The sequence below is a fragment of the Acidimicrobiia bacterium genome (assembly GCA_018057765.1).
Classification (GTDB): Bacteria; Actinomycetota; Acidimicrobiia; order IMCC26256; family JAGPDB01; genus JAGPDB01.
This window is the reverse complement of the sequence record JAGPDB010000011.1, coordinates 1-12,458: the sequence shown is the minus strand read 5'-3', so window position 1 is coordinate 12,458 and position 12,458 is coordinate 1. Positions and strand designations below refer to the sequence as shown.

The 12,458-nt window shown below is 35.6% G+C and carries 10 protein-coding genes; 3 read left to right on the top strand and 7 right to left on the bottom strand.

All coding sequences use genetic code 11. The features are described from left to right. Positions 1 to 324 precede the first annotated feature (324 nt). Positions 325 to 2,523 carry an MMPL family transporter gene (locus KBF89_04930; GenBank protein ID MBP9115670.1) on the bottom strand — a complete coding sequence of 733 codons (2,199 nt, stop codon included), beginning with the start codon at positions 2,521 to 2,523 and terminating at the stop codon, positions 325 to 327. Between the two features lie 23 nt (positions 2,524 to 2,546). Here KBF89_04930 and KBF89_04925 point away from each other — a divergent pair, with 23 nt between their 5' ends. From KBF89_04925 to KBF89_04915, 3 genes are all read left to right on the top strand, one after another. Then, a complete protein-coding gene (locus tag KBF89_04925) occupies positions 2,547 to 3,050 on the top strand; it encodes an SUF system NifU family Fe-S cluster assembly protein (protein ID MBP9115669.1) in 504 nt (167 codons plus the stop codon). Between the two features lie 224 nt (positions 3,051 to 3,274). Then, the gene (locus KBF89_04920; GenBank protein MBP9115668.1) at positions 3,275 to 3,439 is read left to right on the top strand and encodes a hypothetical protein; all 165 of its coding nucleotides are present in this window, start codon (positions 3,275 to 3,277) and stop codon (positions 3,437 to 3,439) included. A 66-nt stretch (positions 3,440 to 3,505) separates the two neighbouring features. Continuing rightward, the gene (locus KBF89_04915; protein ID MBP9115667.1) at positions 3,506 to 4,492 is read left to right on the top strand and encodes a L,D-transpeptidase family protein; all 987 of its coding nucleotides are present in this window, start codon (positions 3,506 to 3,508) and stop codon (positions 4,490 to 4,492) included. A gap of 10 nt (positions 4,493 to 4,502) precedes the next feature. Here KBF89_04915 and KBF89_04910 read toward each other — a convergent pair whose 3' ends face one another. From KBF89_04910 to KBF89_04885, 6 genes are all read right to left on the bottom strand, one after another. Next, positions 4,503 to 4,781, bottom strand: coding sequence for a non-heme iron oxygenase ferredoxin subunit (locus KBF89_04910; protein MBP9115666.1), 279 nt, complete (start codon positions 4,779 to 4,781; stop codon positions 4,503 to 4,505). A gap of 54 nt (positions 4,782 to 4,835) precedes the next feature. After that, entirely contained in the window at positions 4,836 to 7,793 is a 2,958-nt protein-coding gene (locus tag KBF89_04905; GenBank protein MBP9115665.1) for a UPF0182 family protein, read from the bottom strand. Positions 7,794 to 7,809: 16 nt separating this feature from the next. Next, complete coding sequence (locus KBF89_04900; GenBank protein ID MBP9115664.1) at positions 7,810 to 9,765, bottom strand: DivIVA domain-containing protein; 1,956 nt, start codon at positions 9,763 to 9,765, stop codon at positions 7,810 to 7,812. Between the two features lie 60 nt (positions 9,766 to 9,825). Beyond that, positions 9,826 to 10,917, bottom strand: a complete 1,092-nt coding sequence (locus KBF89_04895; GenBank protein MBP9115663.1) for a PDZ domain-containing protein — start codon at positions 10,915 to 10,917, stop codon at positions 9,826 to 9,828. Positions 10,918 to 10,934: 17 nt separating this feature from the next. Further along, on the bottom strand, positions 10,935 to 11,573 hold the full coding sequence (locus KBF89_04890; GenBank protein MBP9115662.1) for a class E sortase: 639 nt from the start codon (positions 11,571 to 11,573) through the stop codon (positions 10,935 to 10,937). 60 nt (positions 11,574 to 11,633) lie between these two features. Next, a partial coding sequence (locus KBF89_04885; protein MBP9115661.1) for a hypothetical protein occupies positions 11,634 to 12,458 on the bottom strand: 825 nt, incomplete at its 5' end.

Sequence of the window (12,458 nt, the reverse complement as noted above, 5' to 3'; positions counted from 1 at the left end):
ATTGTTCTAAAGGACTCTACTTAGGTACGAATGACAAAGTTTGCAAATAGACGAGCAATAAAAAAACCCGCCTAATGTGGCGGGTCAAAGAAATTAGTATATAAAAACTAAATCAGCTCACCGCCATAATATGGTGATGATGTGCATGAAAAGATGAAGCAAATGACTGGTTAGAAAATATATTTCGCTTTAACATGACATTAATTATAGCCAAACGACATATATACGTCAAATACTGAAAATTATATATAAAAATATGTTTAAGGCTTTATGTATCTCGGAACTATCGCGAAGCGCTGGAGAGATATATGAAGTTCTATAAATCTAATGCTTTTCAGCTTTGACGCCCTCTACATGGATCTTAGGTATTACTTTGTCTAACCATTTAGGAATCCACCAGTTTTTGTCGCCCAATAACTCCATTGCTGCAGGTACTAAAAGCATACGAACAATAGTTGCATCCAACAATACAGCCATCGAGAGACCAACCCCCATTAGTTTTATTTGTCGGTTGTCACCAAGTATGAATGCACCAAAGACAAATACCATTATTAGAGCAGCTGCTGTTATTACTCTTGCAGTTGCAGCAAGTCCGTGTGTCACAGCTGCTGCATTATCTTTTGTATCATCATATTCTTCTTTGATTTTTGAAAGCAAGAAAACTTCATAATCCATAGAAAGTCCAAATACTATGGCAAAGAGCATCATTGGCGCCCAAGCTTCGATTGGTCCTGCCCCTTCGATACCAATGAGTTTTGACAACCAACCCCATTGAAATATAGCAACAACTACACCGTAGGCTGCACCGATAGAAAGTAGATTCATAAGCACTGCTTTTAATGCAACTAATACGGATCTAAATACTGCCATTAACAATAAGAAACTTAAAATTAAAACCGCAGTAATAAATATTGGGATTCTTTCGCCCATAACAGTTGCAAAATCTGCATTAAAAGCCGTGAAGCCGCTCACATATGTTTTTGCATTTGTGTTCGCATCAGAATCTTTTAATGCTTTCGGCAAAATATCATTTCTCAATTGATTTATCAAATTTGTTGTTGCTTCATCTTGTGGACCAGTTTTTGGCTTCACATTTATTACAGAAATTTGAGATTCGCCAGGTTTTGGCATCGCATTAGCATTTTGACTTGCTGCTTTAATAACTTGCGATGAAGGAAATACGCTCTCAATATTTTTTATTGCTTCGAGCTCACCAACAACTTTTGCTAATACTTCCGGTTTACCTGCTTGACCAGAATCTAAAACAATAAGTAATGGCCCATTAAAACCAGGCCCAAAACCTTTAGCTAAAAGCTCATACGATTTACGTACTGTTTCTTTCTTTCCAACATTTGAATCATCACTAGCACCAACACGTAATGAAAATAATGGAATAGCTAAAGTACCAAGTATTACCACACCTAATAATAACGATATCAAAGCACGGCGCTGTATGAATTCTGACCATCTTACCCAGAATTTCTTTTTATTTGGGTCAACTTTACGCTGAGGAACAGACAGACGATGTAAATTTTTTCCGATTACTGAACCTAATAATGCTGGCACGAAAGTTAGCGCACCTAGAACCATTATAAAAACTGTTATTGATGTACCGATTGCTAAACCGTTAATGAATTCTAGGCCTATGAATAACATGCCTAATAGAGAAATTACAACTGTCATACCAGCGAAAAGTACCGCTGCTCCAGACGTAGTCATAGCTTCTATAGTTGCTGATTCACGATCGTTTCCCCTAGCTAAAGATTCACGATATCGAGTAACAATGAATAATGCATAATCGATACCAACACCAATACCGATCATTGCTGCTACTTGTGTTGTGAATTCAGGAATACCTACAAGATTTGCAATAAGTGCAACAACACTAGATGAAATAACGATCCCTACGATTGCTGTAAATATTGGAACACCTGCTGCTATTAGTGAGCCAAATGCGAAAAGCAATATGAGCAACGCAGCAAATATGCCTATTGCTTCGCTACTTGGTATCTCAAAGTTTTGATAACCCTGGCCACTAAATTCAACAGTAATGCTTTTGCGTAAATCTTTTGCTAAATCTATAGATGGAACTCCAGCCTTTTGAAGTTTTATACCCGACTCAAAAGTAATTTCTGCGTAAGAAATATTTCCATCATCTGAAATTTGTATACCATTAGTTTTCTTGTCAAATGGTGATTGGAAAGTTGCTATATTAGTTTTATCTTTCTTCGCAACTAATGTATTTAGATAAGCATCTATTTCCTTCTCGTGATTAATAATTCCATCTTTTGATTCAAATACTATACGTGCACCATATTGTGCTGCATTGTCTGCCAAATCAGGATTTATTTTCTTTAATACCTCTATAGCTTTGGACGATTCTGTATTAGGCAACGCTCCTTGGTCTAACCATTCTCCTGAATAGCTCGATGCTAATGCGACAAAAGCAACTAAAGCTATTAGCCATATTGAAATCACAATACGATATTTTTTAAAACAGAATTTTGTAATGGAAAGTAGCATAAGAAAAAGTCTACACTTATTGCATGTCAAACTTAGAAGAATTATATAGAGAAGTTATACTTGACCATTATCGTGCGCCACGTAATCGAGGAGAACTTGAAAGCCCACCGGCCATTGTATCCGAAGGCAAGAATCCTCTTTGTGGTGATGAATTAACTCTATATATATTAATTGAGGATGAAATTATTGTAGATGTAAAAATGTCCGGTAGTGGTTGTTCAATATCACAAGCAAGTGCGTCAATGATGACTAAAGCTATAAAAGGTAAAACAATTAGTCATGCATTAAAACTCATAGACGAATTTAAAGCACTTATGGATGTACATGAATCTCAACTTGAAGGAAATGAAGATGGTTCAACTGCTGACGAAGAAAAGACTGAACTCCTCGGAGAGTTAGAAGCATTAACTGGTGTAGTGAAATTTCCTGTGCGTATTAAGTGTGCAACACTGTCGTTTAACACTTTGGCTCGAGCAATAGCTGACGATAAAGAAAGTAAATCAGGAGAATTTGCTACAACTGAGTAGTTCTTCCCCTTATCTATCGTGATAATGAACATGATAATGATGATGATAAGAAGAGAAAGACCAGGTAGATGTAATGTTTTCGTTATTGTAACACTTTATGGAATAGCATGTCATATAGTTATGTTATATATACAACTAGGCAATACCCAATAAACCTATAGACAAATCAACCCAAATGGAAGACAATGTACAATAAGACCCTTGACACCCCGAAGGACTATGACATGGAAAACGCGACACTTATATTACTAATAGATTCTAAATTGGATGAGTACAAAGGTCGAACTTTGGTTGAAGGCGCTGAGGTCGTTGATTTTTTACTCGACTTAAGAAATGCTGCTGTTAGCAACGTTCACACACAAATCGACAAAGAACTTATAACTAATTAATTTTTAGACTAAAATAAATATTTCGACTATTATATTTGGAAATCTCTCTAATTAAGGTCTAGTCCATTGTTAAAATTAATTAAATCACGTATTTTTTTGATATGTATATCATGTGCAATTATTCTCAGTGCACTCGTTATAGGTGGGCTATATTTCCGGAATTCTTCATCAGCTGAAGTAGCTGTTACTACTACAACTACAACATCTTCAACAAGCTCTACAACGACTTCAACCACGACAACTACCACTCTCCCGCCAAAAACACCTCAACCACCACCCGCTAATATACCTTTGTTAAATGGACAATCATTGGGAATGGGTTCTAATTATGACATTGTAACTTTGGTAGAACAAAGACTCGTTGACTTAAAATTTGATCCAGGTACTGTTGACACAAAATTTGATTATAAAACACAATTCGCTGTCCAATCATTACAAAAATATAAGGGTATTCCTATTACTAATCGCATTACTGATTTAGAAATTAATTTGTTAAATACTTTCCAATACGAAGAACCATTTGTCTACCCAGCTGAGGCTAACCGTTATGAAATAAGTTTAGATAAACAAATAGGTGTTTTATATGAAAACAATTTTGTAAAATTAATTACAACAACATCTACTGGGAATCAAAAAAATTATTGCTACATATCTAAAAAAACATCACGAAGAACATGCGCGGCAGCTAATACACCAACAGGACGATTCGAGTTTTATCGCAAATACAAGGGTACCGAAAAAGGTGACCTCGGTGACCTATATAACCCAGTATATTTCAAAGGTGGAGTTGCAGTTCACGGTTATTCTTCAGTACCGACTACACCAGCAAGTCATGGTTGCACACGAATACCGATGTATATTTCTGAATACTTCCCAAGCTTAGTGACTATAGGAGAGCCAGTTTACGTAGTAGCCGCTAAGCCTGTTGAGTATTCATGGAATAAAGTTGGTGAAGTTGTAGATACTTCGCCAAAAACGACTACGACAACTACTACAACAACTCCTCCACCACCTCCACCGGAACCACCGGTACCTGTTGTTCCACCAGTTTGACCATAATTAATTATTCTAATTCAATATAGATAATGTTATTTTTTAGAATGACTTTATAGGTTTGCACAGGTTCAGTTGCAGGTAAGCATTTAGCTTTGCCCGAATCGATATCGAAAACTGCACTATGTTTAGGACACTCAAGCTCATGAGTCTTAGCGCTTAGGAAACCTTCCGATAAGGAAAAATCAGCATGAGTACAAAGATCATCTAAAACATAAATATCTGTACCCAGATTGATAATACAAAAACGCATCTCTTTATCATCAACATTTTTTATGATGCGTTTCATAGAACCGACGTCTAGTACTGAAATATCACAAAGTTCTATTAACATTATTATCTTTTATTTATTACGTCTCTCAAGTTCATCTATAAATTTAGCCATTTTATCTGCAGCTTTTTGTAATGCACCTAAATCTACAGGATTTTGTGCTTTATCGTAATCTGCACGAGCTTGCGCCAAAGCGTTAACAAGGTCTTTATCTGACAATTTAGAGATATCACTTGAAGGAGTGCTTACAGTAGTATCTGTTGTTACAGTATCTGTTTTTGGTGTACTTCCTGGCAAGGGCAACGAGACTGCAGCGAATTCAGAACATTCCTGTTTTCCGCTAATAAGCATATCTACTGCTTCATCGATAGAAGCAGCACAAACAGTTAAGCCGCTGACAGATACAGTCACATATTTAAGCACAGGTCTAGAATCCGCAGAATCACCTTGAACAAATTGTGGCTGAACATACACAACAGTATTTCCGACTGGAATTATCTGTAATGCACCCGGAACAATAGAAGATCCTTGCTGACCTAATAAAGTTTTGTTTCTAGAAAAAGCTTCATCACCATTTATTTGTCCAACAATCTGTGTTGGAGTCAACGCGCTAGCATCTGCAGTCGATTTAAAGTTAACCAATCTCATCTTCCCGTAACTACCGGGATCAGAACTTACGGATAGATAAGATTCCATTTTAAAAGTTTCACCGATAGGTGTAAATGAGCGAGTTAATACAAACTCTGGTTTTTCCATTGCCGTATGAGAAATATATTGGTATAAACCAGGGATTGGGGTACCAACTGATTTTAATTTATCTGCACGACCACCTTTTTCTGCAACTGTTGTAATCTGTGTTGTAGTACCAGTACCAGCTAAATCAGGAGCTGCTTGCCATTTATTAGAACTCTTTAACAATGTTGTTGCATCACTCACATGGTAGTCAGCTAAAACTTGGCTTTGAACATCGAAAATATCGTTAGGATATCTATAATGATCAACTATATCCTTTGGAACTTCACTTTCCTTCTTAAATAACTTAGGAAAAGCCTTCTCATATGCTTTAATTATTGGATCTTTTTGATCTATAACATATAGATTTACTTCACCAGTTCGTGCATTAACTGTTGCCTTAACACTATTGCGGACATAATTTATTCTTTTATTTAAAGAGCTACTGAAATCTAAATTATCCTGATCTAAATATTGAGAATTTGGATACTGGTTAGAAGTTGTATAAGCATCCACAACCCAAACTATTTCATTATTTGTAATTACAGGGTATGGATCAGAGTCAATATCTAAAAAAGGTGCAATGGTTTTAACACGCTGGGCAGGATTACGATCATAAATGATCTTTGTATCTTTATTTACAACATCAGAAATCATAATATTATAATCTGCATAGTTGAGTGCAAAAACAGCTTTTTTCAAAAATGAGTCTAATTTAACTCCCGTAGATTCCGCTAGATCAAATTTGTCAGTTGTAGGTGTTTGTTCTTTTTTAGAACCAACAAATACAAAATCATTTAGACCTTCACCAAAATACACCCTTGCTTTCGAAGTATCTAACGAGAGGCTATTAGTTGCTGGTTTCACAACACTACTAGTATCTTTAGATTTATTGCCAGTTTTCTTCTCTGTAACATTTGGAAGATCTGCAACTAAATAGTCTGGAGCGGAATCGGGTAATACTTCTGATGAATTAAGGGCAACTGCTCCGAATCCGTGAGTATAAACCGAGTGGATACTTTGCCATGATTTATCAGGTAGATTACTAGCTGCAACAAGTTCGCGTGAAGAAATTATTGATGGTAACACTTTGCCATCAACGGTATATCTATCGCGATCACCTACGCCAAATTCATAATATTGTGTTCCTCTTTTTTGCTGTATATAGGGAGCAACGCTAGATTCATCAAATAGTGTGACATTTGCTAATGCGGCCTTTACACTTTGTGCTGTCTCTGGAGATATTGTCTGCTCATAATTTACATTTGATGACTCAATAGTATCGAGATCATATGCAGCCTTTGTAGCTTCGATATTTTGTTTAGCATATGGCTTTTCTTTTGTATTCCTAGAAGGTGTAACTACAAATCTTTGTATAACTGCTGGATATACAGTACCTACGACGAGACCAACAGCTAGCCAAAGCCCAAGTGCAACAAGGGGTAACACGATACCCTTACGAAAAACATTTACCAAAAATAATATTGATGCAATAATTGCAACGAATACCATCAGACGTAGTGCTGGAATTTGGGCATTGATATCAGTGTACGTAGCACCATCTATTGCACCTCTTGTTGAGTGTACAAGAGAAAATTTCTCAAAATAATATTCTGCTGCTTTAACCAATGTAGTGAGAAATAACAAAACCGATAATAGAATTCTTCCATATGTAGAAATATGGCGTTTATTCGCTTCAAGTCGCAATCCACCTGTTAGCAGTAGCGATAGAACACTAATTAAGATCAACACTATTAAAGCAGTGAACAACCAAGTTAGTGACACTTGAATAAATGGTAATTTAAATAAGTAAAAACCTATGTCTTTCTTAAAAGTTGCATCTTTAATCCCAGTATTTGAGCCATTTCTAAAAAGTATCCATTCTTTGTAATAACCATAAGTCGTTGAAGCAAAAAATGCACCTACGATTATAGAAATTATGTTTCTAATCAAAACAGGTTTTGTCTTAAATATTGAAGCAGGTACAGTCATGAACACATCTGTTTTGTTCTGTGTCGAGTGGTGTTTTGCATTCCTATTAGTAAGGAATATAATAAATACACATACAAAGGTCATAATCACAAATGAAAGTGTAGGAATAAAATATTTTGCACTTAGCAATTTGTTGAACGTATCACCTTGTCCAAGCGAAGAGAATAACATTTTCTCTACAAAAAAAGTTGCAATGGATTTAAAACTTGAACCAAAAAGGAAGATAAAAGCAACAATTGCAAAAATAACAATGGTCTTTTTGGAAGGTGGTTTAAAATTAGTTTGTGTTCGCACATTATTAGCCATGCGAATATGTTAGACGTTAGCTAAGTGCAATCACACACCGACAACCAGAATGCGCTGGTGCACAAGTTTGTCCTGTTGGGAATTCTTCATTGACTTTGGTTGGTTCCAAAGCATTGTCGTCACAATCAACACATTGTCCTGGTTTCTCAACTATCCATTTAAGTACTGCACCTTTTGGCGAAGCTGCTATCACACCATGTGAATATGTTGCACATAAAGCATCAGTTAAAGCAATTTTTAGATCACTACTACGCCATTCTCTATATTTTGCACCAACACGAGTGGTGACATCTGCTATATCACCTTCATCAATTGAACTTGCTAGGGATTCGCTGAGTGGAGAAATAATCCAATTAACTATTTCACTTAAAGACCCTTCGCTAACAACAATTTTTTCTTTACTTATTGATTTAACACCAGCATCAAATACGGATTCTATTTCTTCACGCAAATTTTCTACCCAAATTTTTAGATGTGAATCTATTGATGGTAAAACATCCATTGAATTTAGGCGCTTTTTTGATTTAGTTGTTCGTAGACTATCTAATAGCTCATTCTGTTCGTTTTGTAGCTGTTTTTTTGCTTTACGCAAAGCTGACGCGCTTGATTCTGCTACTGCATTGTCACGCATTTTTATTGGTGATGTAGTTTTTATTTTCGCTTGAGCTTTTTTCTTAGGCTTAGTTCCTTCAGCTTCGCTCTTGACATCTATGGACTCACTCTCTATTGTTGGCGAGTCGCTATAGGTTTCAGAAGAATTAGTCTGCTCAATTTCATTTGGGTCTGATTCAGTTTTTCTCAAAACTGAATCTTTTAGTTGCTTATCTTTGGGTGTTTTTAGATTTTTGAAAAGTTCGCTAACATCTTTTTTATCCTCAACTATTTCTTCACTGTTAGTTTCTTCTATATCAATTGTTTCATCAACTAAATCAATGTCAATATCATCATTCTTTTCGACGCCTAAAGCGTCTTTCATATAAGTTTTTAAAGACTTTGTTTTTTTAGAATGTTCCGTCGATGTAGATTCTTGATCATAAATTTCTTTTTGTTTTTCAATTGCCGGCTCGTTAATACTTTGAATTGAATCTTTACTTATGATATTTACAGAAGAAGTTTCCTTTGTAGGAACTTCTGTTTTATCATCTTTTATTTCATCATCGTTTGTTAATTTTTCTTCTGTATCTACAAATGATTCTATGGGGTTTGATGAATTTAACATTGCTGGTAACTCAATATGAGCTGCAAGTAGTTCATCAACATCTATAGGATTCGCCATTAGTTCACTTGATGCTTTTTCTTCAACGCCTACTAATGCATCAGTAGCTTTTTGAAATGAACCTTTTACAACTTTATAAGAATCAAGTAATTCTTCTCGACCCTTTCGAAGTTCATCTATTTGCTCACTTAAAAGTTCCCTACGACGTAATAAATCTTTAAGTATTTTTTCACGTAATACTGTTGCTTCTTGAAAAATTTCGCGGCCATGCACTCTTGCATTCTCAACTATCATTTCTGCATTTTTATTTGCTTGCTTTTTAGAATTTTCAAAATTTAATCTTATTTCTTTTTCACGCAATTCTTTTTCATCATCAGTCTTAATGCACATTTCGTCATAATTATTATTAGCTTTTTCAGTTAAATTTGCTGCTAATTCCTTTGCATCGACAATCATCTGTTCTGCTGCTTCTTCAGCACCTACTAATATTCGAGCTGTCTGCTCACCCAAGCTCTCTAATAGTTCAGCTTTGGATGCAACATGTTTTAAAGAATTATTTTCTTCTAGTTTTTTAACTTTTTCTATAAGTTTGGTTTCATTGTCATTTAATCGTGTTATTTCGTCAGAAATACGACGCAAAAATGATCGTACTTCGCTTTCTGAAATACCTCTAACTTTGTTTGAAAAGCTACGTTTTTCGATTTCTTCTGGTGTTATTTGAGCCTGTGATGAAAGCGTGAAATTAGTTTCTGACACTTTGATCTCCCCCGTTCAGTTACTTCGGTATAAATAGGATAATTTATACATAATATTGTACTATGAATTGGGACAGGCGCGCACCTGTGGTAGCGGATCGCCACCATTTTTATTCAAAACTTTGAGTGCTTGGTCTATATTTTCAACTTCAAATAATTTCATCTTACCTACCTTGGGCTTTGCATCTTTTGCTTCACCTTTAGGTACGATCATAAATTTAGCACCAGAATTTTTTGCAGCAACAGCCTTTTGTGCTACACCTCCAACAGGATATACTTTTCCATCTATACCAATTTCACCAGTCACGGCATAATCTTTACCACCAGTAAGTTCACCTACTGTTAGTTTATCGATGATAGAAAGAGTGAACGCTAAGCCAGCACTGGGTCCAGAGACGTCACCTTGTTCTATTTCTATGTTTATTGGGTAATCAAATTTTAAAAGACTCGTTGAAAGACCTACGCCTAAAAAACCTACACCAGGTTTCTTTGGATTTTCACCAAGAATAACTTTATATTCTTTGGCATCTGAGATTGAATTAGTTCTAATATACAAAACTATTTCTTCACCAGGCTTATGTTTAGAAAGTATGCTTACAGCATCTTGATCTGTCGAAACATTCGTGCCGTCAATGGCTGTAATAATATTTGTTGCTTTAATATTAAATTTACTCGCAGCGCTATCTTTTTCAACATTAGTAATTAATGCACCTTCACCTGATTTTTTCACATCACAACCAAGTTTTGTTAAAGCAACGACTTTTGCAGAATTTTGACTTGCAGTCATTGCTGCTTGATTCATTGCATTCTCATCATTAGAACTGATATCTCCACGAATTTCTTCCCACTTTATAATTTCTGTATCATCATCGTAATATTTTGCTTTTAAGAACTCAAAAAGTGTTGGACGATTTGTTGTAACTAGAACAGTGAGGAAACGTATTGTTCCGTTAGGATTATATGACTTTGCACCTTGTATATGTATGGTTTTTGAAACAGAATCTGCAGTTCCTGGAGACAAAATTACCTTATCTAGATGATAGTTTTGGCCTACTTGTATAAATACGAACAATAATATTGCTAGAACAGAGAAAAATACCTGTAACTTTGTTACTTTATAAATAGAATCTACTTTTTGGTCTGAAGTTTTCACTATTAGATATTACTAGGTTATACATCAAATGGTGGGTCTACAAGATCTGCGTAAATGACTATACGTTGTGAAGCTGAACCAGGAGGATGACAAGCAAACAATGTCAATCGAAAGCCTGGAGTTTGATCAACTATCCAAATATCTTTAGGGTAGACAATTTCAGTACCGCTAACTTTATAATTAAATATTTTATTGTTATGCGATACAAAAATATCATCACCAACTACTAATTGGTCGACATTTCTAAATGGTTTAGAATGAGTTACACGATGACCTGCAATTACAGTGTTGCCATATCCGCCTGGCTCTGCTGTCCCTGGCCAATGTCCAGGGCCTACATTTAAAACTGTAAGTTCTACACCTTCATACAAATTTTGTATCATACTTAATTTGGGAATTTCTATAGAACCAATTTGAACAACAGGAACTTTGGCATTTGGATCTGCTGGAGAATCTAAAGGTTGCGGCAATGCTGGCAATGTTGAAATAGTTGTTGTAGTGCTAGTCGTAGCTTTTGGTTTTGTAACTTGACCTATTGGATTATCAACTTGGGCATTAGCATTTTCTTTGTTCTTATTTATAATAAAAAAAGCCGACAAACTTAGAGCAACGACAATTAAAGTTATTGATACGTATTTAAACTTTGATTTAAACATGTCATCCCTTACAATTTAATTGCTAGCCATTCTAGTTTTTAAAATCGTATTTCCCTAATATTAACCTTTTTGGTATCTCCTTTTTGAAACAAGAAATACTGAGAATCCAAAGATCATTAACTCAAAGGCAATAATTAAATTGTCTACTGAGTTAGTACCAGTTAAAGATAAAACACCTTTCGCGGATGTTGATCTTTGAGGAGAATTCCCAGCAGTTGAGCCAGTATTTCCATTAGTTGGAGTAGTGATTTGTTGACTAGCTACAGCAACTCTAGCAATACCTACAGGGTCGACAATTATACCGTTAGCGATTCCATCATCATCAAGAGCTCCACCATCAGTTAGTTGATAGTTCAATACTAATACTGGTTCACCACCTACAGTTTGATTCGTCACTGTAGAATCTGGAACAGCTAAGAAGTGTTCTGCTGTTTCTGGACGGTATTTACGAACAGATAGCCCATCAGCTGAATCTGGTACATGTACAATTTTCGTTACATCTACAGTTGCACCTCGTGAACAATTCAACGAGAAGTCTGTTAGCCCAAATGGGTATTCGTAGTTACCATCCGTTGCGACAAAGTTTGATTCGCTAAGAGAAGAAACTGTACCATTTTCTGAACAACCATTAGTTACAAATGTTGCATATACTGCACTGTCAGGAATTTTATATGATGTAACAATTGATTGTAATGAGTCTAAGATCCCATCACCATTACCATCGCCGTTATTAGGTGCAGCATTTTCAACTATATCTGATACACCATCTGAGTCGAAGTCAGCGGATGAACCTACTGAAATGTTTTGTGCAAATTCTGAGGTAGCTCCAAATCCTTGGTTACCAGGAAATGCTGAATCAATAATTGTTACTGTTGCAGATAATGA

Coding starts and splice junctions, on each gene's coding strand:
- KBF89_04905 (MBP9115665.1), bottom strand. CDS start 7,793: ATGGCTAATAATGTGCGAACACAAACTAATTTTAAACCACCTTCCAAA.
- KBF89_04930 (MBP9115670.1), bottom strand. CDS start 2,523: ATGCTACTTTCCATTACAAAATTCTGTTTTAAAAAATATCGTATTGTG.
- KBF89_04890 (MBP9115662.1), bottom strand. CDS start 11,573: ATGTTTAAATCAAAGTTTAAATACGTATCAATAACTTTAATTGTCGTT.
- KBF89_04920 (MBP9115668.1), top strand. CDS start 3,275: ATGGAAAACGCGACACTTATATTACTAATAGATTCTAAATTGGATGAG.
- KBF89_04910 (MBP9115666.1), bottom strand. CDS start 4,781: ATGAAACGCATCATAAAAAATGTTGATGATAAAGAGATGCGTTTTTGT.
- KBF89_04925 (MBP9115669.1), top strand. CDS start 2,547: ATGTCAAACTTAGAAGAATTATATAGAGAAGTTATACTTGACCATTAT.